Here is a 22,052-nt window from a genome sequence, read left to right as displayed (position 1 = left end):
CATGTGCTCTCAATTACGTAAGCTCGGCCAGCTTCGCCCGACGAGCCGCCATCGAGCCAGTCATCGGTCATCTCAAGAGCGACTTCCGTATGGCACGCTACTTCCTCAAAGGAGCAAAAAGGTGCCGCCATCAACCTCCCCCTCGCCGTAGCGAGTGGAACCTCAAAATCTAGATTAACGAGGTTCTTTGGCCTATCATTATGAGCATACTGTTGCCAATTTACAGGGCGACAAACAGCAGCTTAAGTAAATCAAAATCAAGCCTGACGAAATATTGCCCCTCTTAAGGGGAGACTATTTTACAGCAGCAGGCGAACTCTTTAATTTAACGAGTTAAATAGGGCCACTATTGTGATGCATCCGATATTGTCGCAAGCTTCGATTTGAATTTAGTCCCCCCCCATTTCTTGAAGCTTTTGTATTTCTTAAGTATCTTCAAGAAATCGGCTCATGCCCAATGAAAACACATAATACAGATGATGGCTTTGCTCTGGTTACTGCAATTGTTTTAATGGGCTTCATCATGTTGCTGTTGGTTAGCATGTCGGCTTTAGTTCAAGTTGAAATTCATGCAGTAGCCAATAATCGCACTAATACCATTGCCCAGCAAAACGCAATTTTTGCCTTAAATGAAGCGTTGGGGCAATTGCAGAAGGTCGCCGGTCCCGATCAACGTACGACCGCAACGGCTGATCTTTTGGCAAGTACTCAGGATGGTAGCCATAACTGGACGGGCGTTTGGGGTAATCGTAATCCCTCGGCAGCCTACACGAGTAAGCCCCAGTTGCTCAATTGGTTGGTTAGCGGTAATGGGGTCGTTAACTATACGGTCAGCACCGATGCCGAAAGTTTTGGGCAAGTTATCACTGCGGACGATCCGACTATCGCGCCCTCTGATTCGATATCATTAGGATCTGCAGAAGATCGTGGAGCTCTGAGCAATGACATCACGATAAACGGACAGCCGGCCTGTCTGCTGGTGGGCCCCAACAGTGTGGGACACCTTGAGGATTACGTAGTTGCGCCTCTGCTAAATATTGAGGATGTGCAGGGTGGAGGTGGAGGAGCGGCTGGGCGTTATGGCTGGTGGATTGAGGACGAAGGCGTCAAAGCCCGTTTAAATTTGGTCGATCCCAAGGCTTCAAGTGCTTCTACGAATCAGGAGCGCTTCAATCGGTTACTTACTGCTCAGCGTCACGGCATTGAGATGATGACGTCTGATGGAAGCAAGTTGTTTGATGTCGTATATAATGTGGAGGGGACCGATTCGGATGCAGTGGACTTCCGCGAGGGCCTGAATCGGCTAACTGATGAAGGGCAGGTACCTCTCCTCGCTGGCTTTGAGACTGAAGATATGAAGGAGGCGTTGCGGCGTCGTTCTCCGGATTTCAGTATCTACTCCAAAGGTGTTTTGGCCGATTCCTTACGGGGGGGGCTGAAGCGAGATCTGACTGCCTTGTTTTATCTCGAGCCGTCGGATTGGAGTGGTCAATTGAAGGTCAGCCTTGATGAGGTTAGCGCCTTTGATCAAGATGGCTCACGGCATATCGCCGCGTTTCAGGATGATGCCATTTACGCAGACAGTACATTGACTACGAGCAGTAGCGTCAGTCCAGATTCTCGTTCGCCATCTGCGGCGACTTGGGAGCAGCTTGATAGTTTCTTTGATTACCAGTCGACGAACAGCGGCACGGTAAATACTCAATTGCGAAATGATGATGAAATGGGACTCTCGCCGATTCTTTTACGCTGGGGAGTCTCATTCGACGTGCAGTGTGCGGCGGACGGTACCCTCGGGAAGCTTCATCTATTTCCACATGTCATTTTATGGAATCCGTATAATGCCACACTTCGGGGTTCCTATAGCATACGTATGGAATTTGCCGACGAACAAAACAACAATACGACGGCCAAGTATCTCTACTTTATCACTCCGAGGATCGAGAGTGATGGGGTGACACCGATTGGTGCCCCGCCTTACAATGTATACCATCAGGAATTCATTGCTCCGGAGGATGCAAGTTCCGGAAAATACAGTAACCGCAAGCTCGAGTTTAAAATTGACTCTATCGATATTCCGCCCGGCCAAGCCTATGTCTTTACGCCGGAAACGACGCGACCATACAGCAACTCGGGGAATAATCTCTTGGTGAATGGGTACGACACGACTTCTTCGTTTACCCGCAGTATCAATCATATTTTTTCGCCTGATGAAGTTGAGTTTTCAGCGATCGTTTTAGCCAATAATCAAGGTGGAGCTGGTGGCACGATTTCTTGTCACCTCATGGATGCAGGTGGTGAGTCCATGCAATTCATTGACGCAGTTGGCTTAGCGGCTTTCGCCGAAGTAGATGACGCGAAAAACGCAACCATAGTAACTGATGTTTCCGCCAGCGGCTTCAATGCTTTTAGAAACTTAGCGTTGGGACCGGTTAATGCACGAAATCAAGTTGGTCTATCGGTTATGAATTCGCTTCAGGATACGGACGGACGCTACAATTGGATGTCGAATATCAACCAGCGCTCGGCATCAATTGGACGGTCGTGGTTTGAGTGGAGCCAAGGGTTCAGCAGCACGCCCAACTGGTCTACCGCTAAAGTGCAAGCTGGTGACTCAACCTGGACAATCGATCTCGTTTCAAATTCCCCGGCCAGAGCCTACAATGGGCCGAGTCGATTTCCAGCGACTGGTGTGCAAGAGGCCATCTTGTTTAACCTTCCACGCAGGGATACACCAGTCATTGCCCTAGGACAACTACAGCATGCTCAAATGACTCTCACTCCATCCGGGGTAGAGCCTTCGTATCCATTTGGTAATTCCTACGCAGACATGCGCATTCCGCAAGACCGCTTATTGCGTCCAAATACGAAGGCGAACTCGGGTAATACCTCTGGCAGTGGAACGCATCTGACCGATGTTTCCTACCTATTGAATCGTAGGCTCTGGGACCGTTTCTTTTTTTCCGGGCGTCCAGATTTGCCGACGGATCAGCTTCAGCAGTGGCTTAATCTTGACGAACCATTGCCTTTTGCTCCGCTCTCATACCTCAGTGGAGCATCGGCGGTGGATGTAGAGGATTTTAATCGAGCTGCTTCCAGCCTCATGCTTGACGGTGCCTTTAATGTGAATTCAACTTCATTGGAAGCTTGGGCGGCGTTGCTCGGTAGTTTGCGCAACGTTGAGGTCGATCCAGAAACGGGCTCGGAAGGCCCTGCAGTGAGTGGTTCGCCATTCGTCCGCACGCCCTACGTTTCTGGTGGATCCAGCACATTCTCCCGTGTCAGCCGGTGGGGTGGCTATCGCACCTTGAGCGACACGGAAGTGCGCCAAATGGCTGCGCGGATCGTGGAGGAGGTAAAGGCACGTGGGCCATTTCTATCCATGGGCGATTTTGTTAACCGCAGCCTAGAATCGTATCCTGATGAATCTGGATTAAGTGGTGCGCTGCAAGCGGCGATTGATGCAGTGTCGAATATCAACCAGAAAATACTTGAGGCAGATCGTCCGCCATCCAATTCCATTCCTGATGGCGATGAGGAAATCTGGGAAAATAGTGGCATTTCTTATTATCTTCAAAACATAAAGGCACCACGACGCGCTTTTCAATATACCGGTAGGGCTAAGTCCGCGATGGCACCTGGATTCCTGACACAGGCTGATATCTTGCAGGTGCTCGGCCCTGGGATGGCTGCTCGATCAGATACCTTTGTGATCCGTGCCTATGGGGAGACGGTTAATCCGTATTCTAGCCCGAGCAGTAGTGACTATGTAGTGGGCCGCGCATGGTGTGAGGCAGTCGTGCAGCGTATGCCCGAGTACGTGGATGCTAATGGGAATTCTCCTGAAACGCTGCCAGTCACTGGTGGAAGTGTTAACCTGACAACCATCAACCAGAATTTTGGCCGACGGTTTGAAATCGTATCATTCCGCTGGTTGCAGGCAGACGAAATTTAGTCCGATATGCGCCTAATTTACCTTAAGACTCTTTTCCTGATGATCGTAGCGATGCTTCCCTTTGAAGGGACAGCTCAGTCCACACCTAGTCAGACCTCTTATCCTGTTACGCTGCGAGTTATCTCGATCAATTCCTTCGTGACGGATATTTCCGTGAAGGCACCTAGTAATGATAAAACGCGCATCGTTGCACGCTCAAGCTCACTAAGTGCGCCAATTGATGCATTGGTTGTGAATGGGTATGTCGATTTCTACGCTTACCCGGATACAAAAACGGCTGAGGGCTTGCCAATGCCTCCAGTGGCGCGTTTTCAAGCGCAGCCGAATGTAACCGAGTATCTCGTGCTCATATCCGCCACGAAATTGGACGGTCAGCGCAATTTTGTTGTTTTTGCGGCACCTTTCAGCGACCAGACCTTCAGTTCCGGGCAAACAATTGCGCTTAACTTCACTGAGTGGAATCTTGCGTTGCGCATGGGCGAGGATATGGGGGTCATCAATTCAGGCGAATCGCAGAAGCTATACTGGCCCACCAGTTCAGACGAGCATCTCAATATTCAGATTGCACGCTCTGTAGATGAAGAGAAGTGGGAGCTGGTAATGAGTACACGCATTAATATTCCATCGGATCGTCGTTTGTTAGTTTTCATATTACCGGGTATCCCTCCCGCTGAAACATCCAGCGGACCGGTGGTAGCTACAGGGGCACCAATTGAACTGCGTGTGATCTACGACCGACCAACAGCGAGTTGAGAGTGTCATTCGATTCGCTATTCCAATGACTGATTACAGGGGTTCAATCTGGAATTAATGGGAAGATGCCAACTGTTCAGAAATTTATTCAAACCATTCCATTTTATTAAAATGAAAACACTAAAATATATCCCGAGAACGACACTGTTTTTTTGCCTGTTCGTTTCACTGATTGGCTTTGAACATCTTAGCTGTGCCGAGGAGATCGAGTTGCCTGCCAAAGAAAATTTCCATCTCTACTTATTGGCGGGGCAATCCAATATGGCTGGACGTGGTCAAGTAAGTGAACAGGACAAAATTCCGCACCCGCGCGTCATGATGTTGACTAGGGAAGGAGAGTGGGCTCCGGCAGTTGACCCGCTACACTTTGATAAATCCATTGCGGGCGTAGGGCCGGGCAAGACATTCGGAATCGAAATGGCCGATGACAATGAGAACGTTGTTATCGGGCTTATCCCAACGGCTTGTGGTGGTTCTTCCATTACAAAATGGGTTCCGGGAGCGCATCATGGCCAAACCGAAAGTCAACCTTATGATGATGCGATTGTCCGGACGAAGCGTGCGATGGAGGACGGCGTACTGAAAGGCGTGTTGTGGCACCAGGGAGAGGCGGACGTGCAAGGTGAGCGCGCCGAAAACTACAAAGCCTGTCTAATCGTGCTCGTCGATAGATTTAGAACTGAATTCGATGATCCAAATTTACCAATCATCATTGGCCAGCTTGGGCAGTTCCCTCAGAAACCTTGGAAATCAGGTACACATAAAGTCGATGACGCTCAGCAGGAATTTGCGAGTGAAACGGAAAATGCAGGGTTCGTTTCCAGCGATGGATTAACCTGCAAGTCGGACAACACGCACTTTAATGCGGAATCTCAACGTGAGTTTGGTCGCCGATATGCCGAAGTCTACCGAGAAGTCACGAACCCAAGGCAGGCCACGAATTAAATTCATCAGCAAGGCCATATTCCGAGCCCACCTTCAACCATCGACGGGTATTACCTTCGTTGGTTCCTCCTAAATAGCATGGCTCAGCGATGATTTTTTCCCTCCAGTTGGTATGAGCAATTTTAAAAGACTTATTCGTATCCTTGCTACAATCGTTTCAGGGCATTGTGCTGTACATGCGGGTGGTGCTTCATTTGAGGACGGCTTCGAAGATGGCATGTCGGCTTGGATTGTCGAAGAAAACGAAGCTATGAGCTTCGTACATGCCGAAGCTGCCCACAATGGCGATTGGGGCTTGCGCGTCGTTGATGAATCTTTGGAGAAGGGCTCATCGGTGGCGTCTCCCCGTCTCTCGACGTCACCAGGCGAGGTGTTTCGGCTACGCTTTCTGGCTAGAAACGTCTCTGGTAAAGGTGCGGCGGCGTACATTCGCTTCTACGATGGCGCTGGCAACCGCATTTCGTCGTCCGATGGCAGTGAGTACCTCTCCGCTATTAGCCGCCGGACTTGGCGTGATTACGTGGTTATTGCAGCCGCCCCTGAAGGCGCGGCTGAGGCCGAAGCGTGGATTCACTCTTTCAGCAAAGACATAAGCACGACTGATTTCGATTCCATTCGTTTCGAAGCATATAAGCCCGATATTGTGCCGCCGTGGGAGCCCACCTATAAGCTTACGCCCGATGATCCTCGACTGACCAACGCTGATGTACCTGGTCCGGACGGATTGGTTTATCCGGATTGGAGCCAGGCGGGTGTCTCGGGTGGCATCCCACAACTACCTGTAGCCGTCGGGCCAGAGCGTTTTGCGGGCTATGAGGGTAAGGACATTGCGGAGTTGCTGAGAGAGGCGGTGGCGGAAGCAAGTGTCGGTGGCGGCGTGGTTCAACTGCCGTCTGGAGAATTCTTGCTCAGTGCACCTGTCGTTATTTATAACTCACGAGTCGTTGTGCGTGGCGCTGGTTCAGGGAAGACGCGATTGATTTTCCAAGATCATATACCTTTAGGGGAAATACGCAGTCGAACTTGGTCTCTTGATGACGTCATTGGCCCAAATGGTTTTTTTGAAATTCAGGCAAATCCAAAAAACTTGGTACTGCTAAGCGCAACGAGTGAGGGAAAGCAAGTGGCGCTGAGAAAACTCAAAGATCACTGGGGAAACCGTTTCTTTCTGCGCTTAAAGGGAGATGTCATTTTGGAGAAGCTTGGACCGGGTAGACATGAGCTAGAAGTGGAAATCGGCTACGCAAATGGTGATACCCACAGAGGCAAATTTCCGGTCATCGTCTCGGAAGAAGAACAGCCAGGTGATCGTTGGTTGGATCAACATGCCGCGATCATGATCCTTGGTGGTGGCCCGATTGGAGAGCCGATCCTGCTCACGCAAACTGCAGTTCGCGGAAGCCAGCAACTTAAGTTAGCCAGCGGACACGGAGTCCAAGTCGGCGACCATCTCTACATCGAGGCACCTACAACGAAGCGGTGGAATGAACTGACCGGCAATGTTAGTCCTTGGGGTACCTTCCGCAGTAATCAATTGAAAGTCATTGCTGTCGATGGCGACGTTGTGAATGTGGAGCAACCGCTACGCATTGATTTTCCTTTTGAGGATGCTTCCTTCGTTCAGCCGATTCGCGTAATCGAATACTCCGGAGTTGAAAATCTGACGATTGAGCAGAAGGTGTTCACACAAGAGTTGGTTGGTCCACGCATACCGGAAACGCTCTGGTATCCGATTGAGGATTTATGGACAGACGGGGTTACCTTTTGCTACGTTTGGAACAGTTGGGTTAGTGACGTTAATATTATCAACTCGGGCCGTAATCCGCTTTACCTAACTCGATCAAAATTCTGCGAGTTACGAGATGTGGAGGTGCGTGGGGCGCTGTTTAAAGGCGGTGGTGGCACGGGCTATGTGGGATTGGAGCGCTCATATGATTGTCTTGTTGAGAACATCGCGACCTGGGGGATGCGTCATGCACCAAACTTGCAGTGGGGCTCTGCGGGTAATGTCATTCGGGACAGCCGATTTATGGGCAGCGATGGCCAATGGCATGCGGGTTGGACGCATGAGAATCTTTACGAAAACAATAGAATAGAACAGAGCGTAAAGGATTTAGGGCAGGGGACTTATGGCCACGGCTTCTTCGCTTCGGGTCCCAGTAGCACGGCTCACGGACCGCAAGGACCAAGGAATGTTGTTTACTATAATGATGTAATCGCGCCCAAATCGGGCATCACGATGCTCGGAGGAAACGAGGCGTGGATCATTGTTTATAACCGCTTTCTTGTTGAAGAAGAACGTGGCGTGTATGCTAAAGAAAAGAGCTTTGATCACATTATCTCGCATAATGTATTTGTCCTTCCGAACTGTCGCGGTGCTGCTATTCTGATCGGAGCCGCCAACTGTACAGGCCTTGAGATATTCGACAATCGTATCTACGGACCAGTGTCTACTGTTGCGGAGTTTAGACAGGGGGTCGGAGAGTTTTTCCTGCTCGCAGACAATCAGATTTTTCCTATGCCACAGGAAGGCGGCATAGGCGCACCACGCCCTGATCCAGTAGTGAAGTCTATCTTTGAATGGCAACGTACGCATGCATTGCGCACACCGGTCTCCTTTGAACCCATCAACACCTCGATTCAATGAAAAATAAAATATCCCAATTCGTCTCACTCGCCAATGTGATTTTGCTGACAAGCGGTGCCTTGGCGGCAGAGACCTTGCTCTATGAGTTTACTTTCAACGATAATTCTCAGAATGAGCTGACCCAATCGTCTGGTGATGAAAGCTTAACGCTGAATTTTACTTCGTTTGTCAACGCGAATAGTGATGAACGCATCGCGACCGACCTTTATGGGGCTCGTGGCAGTGGCGTATCGGGAAAGTCCGATGACCTTGCCTACGATAATACCAATAGCCCGAGTCTCGGCTGTATGGCGCAGGCGCGAGACGCATCGAATCCAGTTAACGACCTGAAGTTCTTCACGCTCAGCGGTTGGTTTAAAAGCACTGGGCCCGGGAGTTACTCCCGCATCATCGAGATAGGCAAAACAGCACTGTTTTTTAGTGAGATGGAAGGCGCTTCTACACAGCGTATCGAGTTTAGCACCCGGATCAATGACATGAGTAGTGACCCGGAAAGGGTCTCTACCAACCTTGATCACGGTATTAAGGGCGAATGGGTGTTTTTTGCCGTCACCTATGATGGATCCTCCGGCGAAGCCAATATCTATGTGGGTAGTGAGACCTTAAGAGTTGAGTCGATGGCGGTAGCCATATTCGCCAAGGGAAAAGTGGTCTCGGGCGAAGGGCAACGCTTCTCGATAGGCAACTCCTCGTATCATGACAACCAGCGGCCCTTCGAAGGTTATCTCGATAACATTCGCGTTTGGGGCTCCTCCGATGACAGTTCGGCTGCGTTGAATATGAAGGAGGTACAGTCAGTTATGGCCAATGACTTGAAGAACCGAACGTTGAGATGAGCGGCGAACTAAAGGGAGTCTTTAATGCTATTAAGTCTTCAATCTATCATCACCAAATGATTAAGGCGACATCGAAGAGGGGGTAGTATCGTGCCCGCGTTACGCCCAGGACGCTCGTGCAGGCTCATTGTGGCGGAAATATTTCTGAAAACTGGCGCAGATGGGAAATCTCGTGGTCGATAATCTCGAACAGAATCTAAAGTTTTTGCCTCCACAGCATTGCCATCGGGTACAATGAGAAATCGCAAATAGAGTTCGTAGCATGTCTCCCGAACACAGGGGTTGAAATCAAGCAGAAAGCACACACGGTTCCAAATTTTCCGTGGCCTTATCATCGTAGCTTTGCGAACGGAAACAGTGAGGCGATTGAGATCGCTCCGGAACCACCCCAGCGGTCTATGGCTTAATCCGTGCCTAGACGAAAGTCAGTCTAGATATTTCTGGAATCTGATCGTCTTTTGGATTGGCTGGGTGTGGGCAGCTTTTCATACGCGTCAGAGAATGAGCCTATTCAACTCATTGCAGAGAAATAGCAAAAAGGCTTCAATGCTTGCTCATTTTTACGACTGCTATTTAAATAGAAACGTGTTGAGGCTTATAAGCACTTCGGCCACGCATGGATTCTCTGATGCCATATTCTCTTTCTAATTGCATAGAACCCCTTTTAATCGGAGACCTAGCCATTGTCTTCTGATCCGAGCTTATCTTCATCTGATAAACCCGTCACGATGCAGGTAATTGCTGATCGCGCCGGGGTTACACGTGCATTGGTGTCGATGGCGCTGCGCAATTCGCCAAAAGTCGCTAACGCGACTCGAGAAAAAATCCAACATCTAGCCGCTGAACTGGGCTATAAGCCTAATCCAATGGTGCGTGCCCTTATGTCTGGAGTGCGCAAGGGGTATACTGGCACCTACCGGGCGACGCTTGCGTTCGTTACCAATCATTCCACTCCAGATTACTGGCAGGGTCTGCATACTTATCCGGAGTATTTTCGTGGTGCTGTTGAAAGGGGGCGAGCATTGGGCTATAAAGTTGAACATTTCTGGTTGGGAGAGCATCAAAGCCGTCCAGCTCGATTTGCCGAAATCTTAAAGGCTAGGGGTATTCCCGGTATATTGATTGCTCCGCTTCCTTACCGGAATCGGGTGTTTCCATTGGACTTAAGTTCATTCACTGCAGTGACGTTTGGTTATTCCCTAGCGGACTCAAAGGTACCGAGGGTGAGCAATCATCATATTCAAACCGTTCAAGAGGGCGTAGAGCGGTTATGTCGGCTCGGATACAAACATATTGGTTTTGTATTTAGTGAAAATGAGATACGACAGGTGAATTATATGTGGGTTGCGGGACTACATGTTTCCCGCAGCCGTTTTCCTCAACTTAAATACAGTGTTTTTGATTCACAGGTTTGGACCCAAGCGGCCTTTGAGCAGTGGTATCAGCGAGAAAAGCCGGAGGTCATTGTGGGTGTCAATTGGGAGGTTTGGAACTGGGTCAATGAACTGGGTGTCTCCATACCCGATGAGTTGGGCTTTTTCCACCTTGACTGCCACAGTGATGGCACGATGAGTGGAATGTGCCAAAACACATTCGCTCTAGGCGGTGCTGCAGTAGAAATGCTGGCGAGTTTGGTTGAGGACAACATTCTCTACGTGGATGAGAAACCTCGAATATTGATGCTCAATAGTGATTTTCGCCCCGGCACAACGATTAAAGCCAGTATGGGTGTTGAAGCTGGACAGATATAGCCATCGCGTCCTCTGAGCCGATTGCCCATATTGTTATCGAATAATGGAACAACTAGAGAATAGATGTGCCCATCGTTGCATCGGTTACTGAGATGTCTATGCGCTGAGCTGGTTTAGCCCATTCAACTTGTTGTTCACTAAAGAGTTCGTGGGCTTCAAATGCTCGCTTTATGAGTAATTCCATATCAGTGACATAGGTCAACGTGTCTACGGGGCTATTTCGTTTTTTTCGAATGTACAACGGGTCGATGTTTTCTACCTGTATGTTTTGTAGCGCCTGAACGCATTTGGTATGTGCTATAGAAGGCTCAACACTGCAGCATGGAAGCAATGCTGGATTTTGGATTCTTCGGATGCAGTGGTTGATTTTTTGCAAGCTGTTGTGGTCGGGGTTGCCGTAGTCTCTAGTGACGCCGTTTTTGAAAGTGGCAATGATGTTTCCGCCGGAACGGTATTCCACTTTGGCATTCTCAAAGAGATACATGAAGCATGGGCCATCTGCGTTTTCGCATGCATGTGTGGTGTAAAAGTAAACGTCTGTACCTTCCTGTGTCTCGAATCGGCAGCAGGCTGTGTCATAGTTTTCGATTTGGTTTGCACGATAGCACTCCGCTGTGACCGCGAAAGGCGTTGCTGATAGATTTTGCTCGGAGCCAAGTACGAAGAGCATGTTGTGGAGGTAATGTGCGGTGGCGTTGTTAACCGGACTATCGTAGACAGGCTCCCCCTGTAAGTTGTAATTCTTGCCTGCCCAGTTATTACGCCCAAAGTAGCGACTGCCTCTAGGCCAACAAACTCGTGTAAGCAGCTTTTCTGCTGTTCCAAGGTCTCCGGAAAGTATGTCCTTCTTCAGATTTTGGATGGTATCGCTAAATGACCATTGATAGCCAATTTCAAGAATGCAGCCACTACGATCTCTGGTCTCCTGCATGCGAAGGGCATCGCTTACCGTAGCAGCGATTGGCTTCTCGCATAGTACGTGAATGTTGGCGTCAAGTAAGGTGCATGTTTGATCGGCGTGGTAGGAAATGGGTGATACGACTATGGCAAGATCGACTTTGACTGGATTCTGGATGAATTCGTCCAGTGATGCGAAGGTGGGTATGCCGCGCTGCTCAAGCACAGGCCAACTAGGCGCAGCTTGAAGGGAAGGTTCAACGATCGCAGATAGGCATGCCTCACCCAAAGCTTCAAGCTCCTGAATCTCTTCAACGTAGCGATTTCCATAACCACCAATACCAATTAGGAGAATTTTAATCGGTGGATGGGTAGCTTTCGGTGGGTTGTTCATACGTATTTCAGTAGATTTAAATTATTTTGACTGAAGCTAGTTTTTAATGATTTGTGGTGATTGAGGTCCGAGCGCTGGATAACGAATGAGGAGGATGTCCTCCTGGCTTCTCCATGGATTTAACGATCTAAATGATTCGTGTTCATGCAAAACTAATTGCACCCGGAAAGGCTCGATTTGAACGAGTTAAATATAATAGTAGCGCCGATGGCTCTACGTGTTAATCTGACACTAGGGATGAAGTTAAGGTGACTTCGATTAACGGCCAGTTTTCATGTGAGCGTTTTCGAGGTGGTTTTTTATGATTTCCCGATTTCGTCTTGGGTTTAACGAGTTAAATTACGCGTTTGTTGCTATCTTACTACCACCGAACATGCTAATTCTCATGCTGCCCCATACGCCTAGCATTTATATATTAGTATCCCCCCCTCGACGCCACGCTAAGGCATTGTCGCATCGAAATGTGAATGTGTATGCAATACGAATTGCTGAGCGCAGTATTATAAACTTCTGATGCGGCAAACTCTAATTACGTTGATGTTACTATGGAGCGGCTTGCTTGAGGCAGTCACGTTGTTTGTCGACGTGAAAACTGGGGACGATTCTTCTAGTGGGAAATTGCAGGAAACGCCCCTTAAGACTATTCAAGCAGCAGTGAACGTAGCCCAACCGGGCGATCAAATTCTCGTTAGTCCTGGTGTTTATCATGAGAATGTTCTTCTCATGCGGGGTGGAACCTCGGATGAGCCGCTGGAGATCATTGCGCTAGACGGAGGTTGCTATCAAACAGTGCTTTCAGGTGCGGTGCCTTCCGTACGAAGCGGTGATCTGGAATGGGAATTAGTGGACCAAACAAGAGGACTATATCGCATCCCATTTGAGTATCGACCGGTTCGAGTTTTGGCGGATCGAGTGGACCTCCTTCCATATGAGCAACTGGATGACCTCATCGCTTTTCGTCGGTTGGCAGATGAATACCCTGGCAATTCGCATGGATTTGCTTGGGATGCAGACACCAAGTCGCTCTACGTCCGCTTGCGTGCAGACGGAAAATATGGCGTGACGGATCCTAACCAGGCAGTCATGGCGGTTGGCCCCCGCACTGCCGGTGGCCGTTGGGGGGCTACGCCCAATCGCACGGATAACTTTCTCATCGCGTTAAATTTTTCCGGTGAAGCACATGTCGTTATCGATGGATTCACTTTTGAGACACCTGGCATGGCGGGTGTCTTTTCCAATCCCGACGACCTCACTGTCCGGAACAGTTGGTTCTTTGGCTGTCGGTATGGTGTGGCTGGGCGGGAAGATGGGGATACTGCTCGGGTAGTGGTGGAAAATTGTTTTTACACACAGTTCCCAGCCTACACGGATATCGAAGAGGTTATTCGGGCCGAGTACGCGAAGTCGACCACCAGCGTTAACATGCGTATGCCGATCCATTGGCAGCGGAAAGCTGGCTTCCTACCAGTTACTGGTGGGCTACAGGCACCATATAGTTATGAAACTGGGCTTATTCGCCGTATTGGGCGTGAATGGACTGTGAGGGCAAACTGGATTTTCGAGGCTTTCGAGGCATTTTCGAGCGGTTCCGTTTCCAATAGTAATGATTCCATCATTGAGAATAATCGGATCGAACGAATATGTGACAATGCCTTTGAAACCGAAGAACACGCTAAAGCATTAACCATTCGCGGTAATCTGGTGATCGATGTGTTTGAGCCATTCACCTGGCAGCCTCTCAATGGAGCGCCTTTGCCGGGGCCAATCTATATTTACGACAATATTTTTGAACAGACCGCAGCAGATATCGAATTATGGAAACTGGGCTACAGCCGGGGGGGGGTCTTTAAAATCGGTATAAAGCATGATCGCTTTTGGGATTCTGGCAAGATGGCTGACGTTCCCCGTGATCGGACGCCGGCTCCGGGTGGCTTCTGGGTCGTGAATAACACGTTGATTTCGCCATACAAGCGCATGTTTACCTCGCTGAACCCAGCAGGTAGAAAGTTTGAGAATTTCTACTTCATAAACAATATCATCATGACGTGGGAGTTCGCTCAGAGCCGCCTCCCGAGTGGGCCAGAGGGCATCGTTTATTATGGCAATGCTGTATCGTTTGTCCAAGGCGACGCTCAAGCGGAGTCGATAGTGCATGGTGCCGATTTTTCAATGCTTACTGCTCGTCGAGGATCGCCTGCTGGCATTGCTGAAGTGTTTCAGGGTTTGGCATCAAGCGAAGCTGGCTGGCACCAAGATAATAATTCCCATACTAATAGCTTTAGCAAAGCGATTCCTGACTGCGTGCCCCTGCACGAGATTTCAGGAGCGATGCTGAAAGCGGTACATTACGGACCACAAGCCCGTGATTCAATTTACCTCGGAACCCAAAAATATACAAAACAAAAGTAATTGATATGATAAAATATATTATTAAAGGACATTTAATAATTCTCTCAGCTGGTCTTTGTGGCAGTGGACTCAGCGCCCAAAGTCTGCTTTATAATTATGACTTTAACGATGTGGCGAATGCCACCAGTGCAGTGTCTACTGGCAGTAATACTACTCCAGCCTTATTCAATGGTGCAGCCACACGTGGTTCGGATGGTTCTGGTGTTTCTGGTCTTACCGGCGACTATGCATTCGATTTGAGCGCCACCGATGGTATGGGTAACAACTCAACGACCAATATTGACATTGCGGGCAGTGCTTCATCCGCCAGTGGAGCCAGTGGATTTAATGGATCGACATCTTTCACGTTCACGGGATGGTACAAGGCGGATACCGCTATAGGTGGCTTTGCTCGAGTCTTTCAAATCGGTTCCTATGATACGATATATTTTTCGGGGGCTGATGCCTTGACCGGTGCATTTCGGGTAGGTGACGGTTCTTCAGGAACGCAGAGCTACGCCGCCACTAACGCGATGCTCGATGCAACAACTGAATGGGTTTTCATTGCATTGACTTACGATGGCACAACGGGTGCCACGAGTATATACGGTGGTAATACTTCCACTTCAGTAAGTCTTTTAGCGACGGATAATGTTGGGGTTAATACTGTATTTACCAATTCTGAATCGATCGTTATCGGTAATAGTAGCAGCTTCAATCGTCCGTTCGATGGTCTACTTGATGATATCAGGACCTACACTGATGGCGGCCTAAACGACGCATCTGGCGCTCTGAGCCTTGCGCAGTTGGAAGTCGTTCGTTCGAGCGCTGTTATTCCAGAGCCGGGCACGACCGCGATGCTCTCCGGATTGGGTGTGCTCTTGATGGTGTTCGCGCGTCGTCGTCGCTCTGTGACCAAGTAGCCAAACATATCTATAGAGCCATTTTTGCAGGGTATACCGAATCGTGTTTCGGCATGCCCTGTTTTCTGGTTGCATTACTAATGCTTCGGGTGCGCTGCAGTGCCAGCGGCCTCCAATGACATCATCGTTTGTGGAAGGCGGCAATTCGCTGCGATGAAAGATGAGAAACGGGCACCTCGGCAGGTGTTTCATTTTCATTGTATTCCTCATAAAGTGACCTGGCTTCGACAATGGGCATTTCGATGATAAATGTCGCGCCGAATCCCTTTTCACTTTCGCAGAAGACTTGGCCACCATGCGCTTCGACGACGTGCTTAACGATTGACAGGCCAAGGCCGGAGGAACTCTCGCCTGCTGTTGGTTTAGCACTGAGTTTTTGGAATTTTTGAAACAAGCGTTGTTGGTCTTTCTCGTTAAGTCCGGGGCCTTCGTCGGTCACGGAAAAGCGTAACATGGTTCTGGCTAGATCACAGCCAAGAGCAACATCGACTCGGGAGTTGGGCGGAGAGTATTTTACTGCGTTGCTTACGAGGTTATCCAGTGCCTCCATCATGCGGTCACGGTCGCCGATCATATAAAACGCACGCTCGCAGACGTAGTGGATGGTGATCTTCTTTTTCTTCGAGGCAAAGCGGTTGAATTCGACCACTTCGTTGGCGGCCTCGGTCACACTGAATGGCTTATCGGCCAACTGGATTCCAATTCGCTCCGCGGTCTCGGCCTTGAGCACATCTTCGATGATGCGCAGCATGTTGTTAGCGTATTTGGGGATTTTGAAGAAGAGGTTGCGGGTGCCTTCTGGCAGGTAACGGGGGGGGACATCTCTGAGATAGATCGCCATCATATCAGCCACGCCGATGATGGCCGCGAGGGGGTTTTTTAGGTCGTGGGCAGCAATGGTAAGCAGTTCCTGCTTGGTGTCCAAAGCGCTTTCAGCGCGTTCCTTGGCTGCTCGCATTTCGTTTTCGGCCCGGATGCGTTCCTGCACCTGAATGAGGCTCTGCGCTCTTTGGTTACTGGAAAGCATACCAAGCAGGATGGAGCCAAACGCACCCACCATCAGGGCGAAGATGGCCATGTTGCGAATTTGTGCGATTTCGTTTTCGTAAACGCTCACCCGGTAATCGACGCCCAAAAAACCCTCTAAACGGCCATTATCGTCCATTAGCGGAGCAACCGCCGAAATGAAGCGACCGTAGGAATCTTCGTAGATTTCTGGAAAGATATAAGGCTGACCATCCACTAGTTGAGTCTTGGCTAGCGCCTCATACGGATTCTCCGGGAAATACTCCGACATGACCGAGGAAGGTTCGGTGTCCTTGCGCTGTGCAATGATGGGGTTCTGCGCGGTATCGAGGACAAAGAACTGTCGATCCCCATTATAGACCATTGTGTAGATGTAGTGGACTTCGGGGATTTTCTTGTGAATCGCCACTAGGGGTTTCAGGGCCTGTAAGTGTTGGGGGCTTCCTTGAAGATCAGCGTTTTGGAGCTGATGATGCTCCTCAGCGTCAACGACGGTTGACGCGAGGGTTGCCAGATCAAGTACTTGATTGCGTATGCGCTCTTCGCATGTCGTCGCCGCCATGAAGTAGAACAGGCCGATGCAAAGCGCTACGACGATAAATGCCAGTGACCCCGCCACCACGCCAAGCATGGTGGGAGTAAGACGGTGCAGTCCTCGCGAAAAATTCAAAGATACCTTAGTTTTCTGTTTAAAAAGCTGTATTCAAAGACATGATAATCCAATCGCAACATTTGGAAGCGCCCAAAAGGTAACGATTTCCCCCGGATTATTGCATTTGTGCAACCATCCTCGGTTTAGCAAGTTCCGGGCCTTCATTTTTGGCGTGTAATCATTAACCGCAAAAATTATGGTTCTTGCATGTCCTTTTCCGGCAAAACGATCATCCTCGGTGTTACGGGCTCCATTGCAGCTTATAAAGCGGCCGACATCACCTCGCAGTTGACGCAGGGCGGGGCGCAGGTTTTTGCGGTGATGACGGCTGAGGCCGCGCGTATCATCGGGCCAATCACGCTACAGACACTCTCGCGGAACCCCGTTGGCGTCGATTTGTGGAAAGAGGGTGAGGGCTGGCAGCCTGGGCATATTGAGTTGGCCGACAAAGCAGACCTTCTACTCGTCGCTCCGGCCACGGCCAACATCTTGGCATGCTTTGCCCATGGCCTTGCCCCTGATTTGTTGACCAGTATTTATTTGGCAACTCCGGCTCCGGTCATGATTGCTCCCGCGATGAACGGTAAAATGCTGATGCATCCTGCCACCCAGACCAACATCGAAACCCTGCGTGCCCGTGGTCATCATTTCATCGAACCTCAGGAAAACGGCATGCTCGCTTGTGGTTACGAAGGTGCGGGCAAACTTGCGCCAGTTGATGACATTGTCGCCCGCGTCGACACCTTCTTTGGCTGAGCATGCGGGCCGTGGTTCAACGCGTGACGAGCGCGATTTGTCGTGTAGATGGTGAAATAACGGGAGAAATCGGCGCTGGCATGCTGGTCTTCCTCGGTGTAGGGCAGGGTGATGACGCCGACGATGCGGGTTGGCTCGTGCGCAAAATTGCCGCACTCCGTATTTTCGAGGATGACGAGGGCCGAATGAATCGTTCGCTTGTGGACTCTGGGGGCGGCGTGCTTGTTATCAGTCAGTTCACGCTCTATGGTAACGTCAAGAAGGGTGCCCGTCCGTCGTTCAATCGCTCGGCTCCGCCCGCGGAAGCGACGGCTTTGTACGAACATTTCAAGCAACAGCTCGCAACGCTACTTGGCCACGCGGTCCCCAGCGGCGTCTTTGCGGCGGATATGCAGATAGAGGCGCACAACGACGGCCCCGTCACGCTGGTCATCGACACCCGCCAGCGAGATTTATAGTCGGTGCCGGATTGGCTTTAGAATGCTGGGTCTCTATGCGGCAAAAGGCGTGGGAGATTGACAAAATCACAAAATTTTGTATCAAACGATTAATGATTAAGCTTCAGCCCTTTCGTCTTGTAATCGGAGCCCTCTTTATTTCGTTCTGTTCCTCGTTACCCGCGTCGACAATTGTCACGTACAAGTTAGCTGATAATGGCAATGGGATCGTTGCTCCTAGCTTTTCCAGTGTTGTTTCTGCTGGTGAATATGACCCGCGGACTTCTGCACTTGGCACGGATGGTAGCGGTAGCACTATTAGCGGGTTTTCGACCCAGAGCACCAACACTTATATGAGGGCCACCGGAACAACCGTAAGCAGCTTGCCAAGTTCTGGAACGAATGCCTATCACACTTTTGCCATATCAATCGCTGGGCTAGCCGTTGACGAAGTGCTCGACCTTACCAGTGTCAGTTTCCGCTATTATGCGACTGGATCGACTTCGAGCACTACATTTACCATGAGCTTTTTCTCGGATGCAGTTGGGTTTGCTGATCCTGATCGCTTGGGCACTCAGACTTTAAGCGGCAGTACGCTTGATACAGCACAGGTGATCGATTTGACCTCGTCTAATTCTGTTGCTGGCACGGCATTCACCGGTCTCACAAACGGCACCGATATCGAATTTAGTATCTACTTTGGTGATACAGGTTCGAACGCCAATAATACCAACGCAATTAATCGAATTGGGCAGGACTTGGTTATATCTGGCGATGTCCGTGTCGTTCCCGAACCGAGCACCTATGCGATGATTATGGCAGGGCTGATGGCTGGCTCGGTTTTGCTTCGCCGCCGTTTGAGCTAAGTCTGATCGTTGTCGACTGCGCAGAGCAGCGGAATCGTCTGAATTGCCGCTGATGTCTGTCTTGGCAGTAACAAACCGTTGCTCGCGAGTAATCCCAAAAAAAGCGCCGGCACATTACGCGCCGACGCCTACTTTAATCGTTAAACTTTAATCCTCAAACCGCTGCTATGGTGGCGGTTTGGTTGAACAGCTCGCGAGCGTCGGTGACTTCGCCGGTGATTGCGGCGGCGGCGACCATGACTGGACTCATAAGGAGCGTGCGACCAGTGGGGCTGCCTTGGCGGCCCTTGAAATTGCGATTCGATGAGCTGGCACAGAGTTGGTTGCCGATTAGCTTGTCCGGGTTCATGGCCAGACACATGGAGCAACCGGCGGCGCGCCATTCAAAGCCAGCTTCGGAGAATATTTTATCGAGGCCCTTTTCGATGGCGATTTTGGCAACGACTTGTGAACCGGGAACGACGATTGCCTTGACGTGGGCAGAAACTTTTTTGCCCTTCACATATTGGGCGACTTCTTCCAGATCGCTCAGACGGCCGTTGGTGCAGGAGCCAATGAAGGCGACATCGATTTTTTGGCCACGAATCGGAGCACCCTCGGTGAGGCTCATGTATTCGTAGGCTTCCTGAGCGGTGGCGCGGTCATGTGAGTCCAGCTCGTCCAGTAGCGGCATTTTTTCGTCGATGAAAATTGCCTGGGCTGGATTGATGCCCCAAGTGACGGTCGGCTTGATGTCCGCGGCATCAATGTTGTAAACGTCGTCATACTGGGCGTCTGCATCACTGGCAAAGGAAGCCCAGCGCTCAACGGCAGTGTCCCACTCCGCGCCTTTCGGTGAGTATGGGCGGCCTTTGAGATAATCGAAGGTGGTCTGGTCGGGGTTGACGTAACCACAGCGAGCACCGCCCTCGATGGACATATTGCACACCGTCATACGCTCTTCCATCGTGAAACGATCAAAGACTTCGCCGCCGTATTCATAGGCGTAGCCGAGTCCGCCGTTGACGCCGAGTACGCGAATAATGTGCAGGATGACGTCCTTGGCATAGACACCTGGTCCGAGCTTGCCGCTCACGTTGATGCGGCGTACCTTCAGTTCGCTTAAAGCAAGACTCTGGGTGGCCAGCACGTCACGGACTTGGCTGGTGCCGATGCCAAAGGCAATCGCGCCGAATGCGCCGTGTGTGGCGGTATGGCTGTCTCCACAAGCAATCGTAGTGCCTGGTTGGGTGATCCCCTGCTCGGGGCCAACGATGTGGACGACGCCCTGCATGCCGGTGTTGGTGTCAAAAAATGTGATGTCGTTGTCCGCGCAATTTTTGCGCAATTCCTCGATCATGGCCTGGGCGAGAGGGTCGCTGTATGGCTCAAGGGTTTCATTGGTCGGCACAATGTGGTCCACGGTCGCAAATGTGCGCTGTGGGTATTTAACGGAGAGGCCGAGGTCACCGAGCATGCCGAAAGCCTGTGGTGAGGTCACCTCGTGGATGAGGTGTGTGCCAATAAACAGCTGCGTTTGCCCGTTCGGCAACTTCCGAACGGCGTGGTCTTCCCAGACTTTATGAAATAGCGTTTTGCCCATGATCGTTAAATTTAGAAGCATTCCAAATTAGAGCGCCTGACCAGATGGCGTCAACGGCAGAAATGGCCACAATTAGTTATCATTCGGAATTGCCTTGATTATCACAGGAGAATTAACTGACACCACTCGAAGCATTTGCGTCAATCTACTATTACCAATGAAGTATCTACTGATTTTATCTGTTATTGCGGTCTTTTCAGGCTGCACTGTTGAAGAGGAAAATTACCCCGGAAATACTGGCGGTACCGTGATGGGGACCCCCTATAACGACCCGTATTACGACCCGAGTCATCCGAGCGGCGGTGGCGGCAGCCAGATTGATGGCGGTGGCTCAAGCGGCGGCGACACGGTCCAAGGCACACCTTACAACGATCCGTATTACAACCCCAATCAACGGACAGGCGGTGGCGGTAGCCAAATTGGCGGCGGGAGCAATCCCATGAAGCCCAATCGTCATCCAAATACTGGCGGAGGCGGTAGCCAATATGGTGGCGGCTCGAGTGGCGGTGGCAGTCAGTATGGTGGCGGTTCGAGTGGTGGCGGTGGCAGCAGCCAACAAGCTACGCCTTACTATCGTGGACCGAGCGAAGAAATTCCCGAAAACTCCAGTGGTGGCGGTTCTAGCGGCGGTGGTTCCAGCGAAAATATCAAGCCTGAGATCGGTCTAATGGAGTGATTTTACGGTCGGTTAAGACCGATCAGCATTCCTAGGGGTAGCGCAAGGCGCGTCCCTGGGCGCAGTTTCATCGTGTTGCGATAATCGGCTTCGTTTTTGACGCAGTCGGCTAATGTTTGAGGCTCACGTTCTTGATTTCGATCGTGTTATCTATTGGTCCTAATACGAAGTTCAAGCGGGCCTGTGTTTCTTGCTTATTTGGAGTCCAGGTGTGCGTGAACGTCTGCCACTCAGGTGTCATCATTTGTTCTCCGAAGTGATTGCTATCTGGCGTTAGCGATGCCCACGGGTGATTCATTTGCCCCAACCACACGCTGAACAAAAACGAGACTTTTGCTTTGGCAGAAAAGGTTACTATATAGGTCTGGGGCGGGTTGACCTCAAACGGCGCATAACGCAGCTCGCCATGCCAGTTCGCGCCTTTGGTATTCAACACATCGAGCTTTAAAACGGAATCCAGCACAGAAGGTGTTATAGTGATGCCCTCGTGACAGATGATCTGCCACAGGGAGTCAACTGTGTCCAGAGTGCCGAATTGCGGGTCGGTGATGACTTCGTTCATTGGTTT

Annotated in this window: 16 protein-coding genes; 12 read left to right on the top strand and 4 right to left on the bottom strand. The window is 50.4% G+C overall.

Annotated elements, in window-relative coordinates:
• Positions 1 to 457 precede the first annotated feature (457 nt).
• From IE065_RS01355 to IE065_RS01330, 6 genes are all read left to right on the top strand, one after another.
• Positions 458 to 3,955: a hypothetical protein gene (locus IE065_RS01355; protein ID WP_189511061.1), complete on the top strand. Its 3,498-nt coding sequence runs from the start codon at positions 458 to 460 to the stop codon at positions 3,953 to 3,955.
• Positions 3,956 to 3,961: 6 nt separating this feature from the next.
• The gene (locus IE065_RS01350) at positions 3,962 to 4,708 is read left to right on the top strand and encodes a hypothetical protein (protein ID WP_189511059.1); all 747 of its coding nucleotides are present in this window, start codon (positions 3,962 to 3,964) and stop codon (positions 4,706 to 4,708) included.
• 111 nt (positions 4,709 to 4,819) lie between these two features.
• Positions 4,820 to 5,653, top strand: coding sequence for a sialate O-acetylesterase (locus tag IE065_RS01345; protein WP_189511056.1), 834 nt, complete (start codon positions 4,820 to 4,822; stop codon positions 5,651 to 5,653).
• A 112-nt stretch (positions 5,654 to 5,765) separates the two neighbouring features.
• Positions 5,766 to 8,300 (top strand): right-handed parallel beta-helix repeat-containing protein, encoded by a 2,535-nt coding sequence (locus IE065_RS01340; protein WP_189511055.1) that lies wholly within the window; start codon positions 5,766 to 5,768, stop codon positions 8,298 to 8,300.
• Positions 8,297 to 9,136, top strand: a complete 840-nt coding sequence (locus IE065_RS01335; protein WP_189511053.1) for a LamG domain-containing protein — start codon at positions 8,297 to 8,299, stop codon at positions 9,134 to 9,136. Before IE065_RS01340 ends, IE065_RS01335 begins: the two co-directional genes overlap by 4 nt.
• 728 nt (positions 9,137 to 9,864) lie before the next feature.
• Positions 9,865 to 10,887 carry a LacI family DNA-binding transcriptional regulator gene (locus tag IE065_RS01330; RefSeq protein ID WP_189511051.1) on the top strand — a complete coding sequence of 341 codons (1,023 nt, stop codon included), beginning with the start codon at positions 9,865 to 9,867 and terminating at the stop codon, positions 10,885 to 10,887.
• 52 nt (positions 10,888 to 10,939) lie between these two features.
• On the opposite strand, the gene IE065_RS01325 is transcribed toward IE065_RS01330, so the two are convergent.
• Positions 10,940 to 12,178: a Gfo/Idh/MocA family protein gene (locus IE065_RS01325; RefSeq protein WP_189511049.1), complete on the bottom strand. Its 1,239-nt coding sequence runs from the start codon at positions 12,176 to 12,178 to the stop codon at positions 10,940 to 10,942.
• 513 nt (positions 12,179 to 12,691) lie between these two features.
• Here IE065_RS01325 and IE065_RS01320 point away from each other — a divergent pair.
• Positions 12,692 to 14,587: a DUF1565 domain-containing protein gene (locus tag IE065_RS01320; protein WP_194499994.1), complete on the top strand. Its 1,896-nt coding sequence runs from the start codon at positions 12,692 to 12,694 to the stop codon at positions 14,585 to 14,587.
• 5 nt (positions 14,588 to 14,592) lie between these two features.
• Positions 14,593 to 15,489: a LamG-like jellyroll fold domain-containing protein gene (locus IE065_RS01315; RefSeq protein ID WP_189511045.1), complete on the top strand. Its 897-nt coding sequence runs from the start codon at positions 14,593 to 14,595 to the stop codon at positions 15,487 to 15,489.
• Positions 15,490 to 15,610: 121 nt separating this feature from the next.
• On the opposite strand, the gene IE065_RS01310 is transcribed toward IE065_RS01315, so the two are convergent.
• A complete protein-coding gene (locus IE065_RS01310) occupies positions 15,611 to 17,146 on the bottom strand; it encodes an ATP-binding protein (RefSeq protein ID WP_189511043.1) in 1,536 nt (511 codons plus the stop codon).
• Positions 17,147 to 17,374: 228 nt separating this feature from the next.
• Here IE065_RS01310 and IE065_RS01305 point away from each other — a divergent pair, with 228 nt between their 5' ends.
• From IE065_RS01305 to IE065_RS01295, 3 genes are all read left to right on the top strand, one after another.
• Positions 17,375 to 17,923, top strand: a complete 549-nt coding sequence (locus IE065_RS01305) for a flavoprotein (protein WP_189511041.1) — start codon at positions 17,375 to 17,377, stop codon at positions 17,921 to 17,923.
• 2 nt (positions 17,924 to 17,925) lie between these two features.
• Positions 17,926 to 18,381: a D-aminoacyl-tRNA deacylase gene (gene dtd / locus IE065_RS01300; RefSeq protein WP_189511039.1), complete on the top strand. Its 456-nt coding sequence runs from the start codon at positions 17,926 to 17,928 to the stop codon at positions 18,379 to 18,381.
• A 92-nt stretch (positions 18,382 to 18,473) separates the two neighbouring features.
• Positions 18,474 to 19,226 (top strand): PEP-CTERM sorting domain-containing protein, encoded by a 753-nt coding sequence (locus IE065_RS01295; RefSeq protein ID WP_189511037.1) that lies wholly within the window; start codon positions 18,474 to 18,476, stop codon positions 19,224 to 19,226.
• 154 nt (positions 19,227 to 19,380) lie between these two features.
• Here the strand turns inward: IE065_RS01295 and leuC are convergent, their stop codons facing one another.
• The gene (gene leuC / locus IE065_RS01290) at positions 19,381 to 20,808 is read right to left on the bottom strand and encodes a 3-isopropylmalate dehydratase large subunit (protein ID WP_189511035.1); all 1,428 of its coding nucleotides are present in this window, start codon (positions 20,806 to 20,808) and stop codon (positions 19,381 to 19,383) included.
• A 157-nt stretch (positions 20,809 to 20,965) separates the two neighbouring features.
• Between leuC and IE065_RS01285 the strand changes: the two genes are divergently transcribed.
• On the top strand, positions 20,966 to 21,484 hold the full coding sequence (locus IE065_RS01285) for a hypothetical protein (protein WP_189511195.1): 519 nt from the start codon (positions 20,966 to 20,968) through the stop codon (positions 21,482 to 21,484).
• 109 nt (positions 21,485 to 21,593) lie between these two features.
• On the opposite strand, the gene IE065_RS01280 is transcribed toward IE065_RS01285, so the two are convergent.
• Entirely contained in the window at positions 21,594 to 22,046 is a 453-nt protein-coding gene (locus IE065_RS01280; protein ID WP_189511033.1) for a carbohydrate binding domain-containing protein, read from the bottom strand.
• Positions 22,047 to 22,052: the final 6 nt, after the last annotated feature.

Source organism: Cerasicoccus arenae (assembly GCF_014651635.1).
In the GTDB taxonomy this organism is placed as follows: domain Bacteria; phylum Verrucomicrobiota; class Verrucomicrobiia; order Opitutales; family Cerasicoccaceae; genus Cerasicoccus; species Cerasicoccus arenae.
Note: the sequence above shows the minus strand (reverse complement) of the source record. Positions and strands in the feature narration are given on the sequence as shown.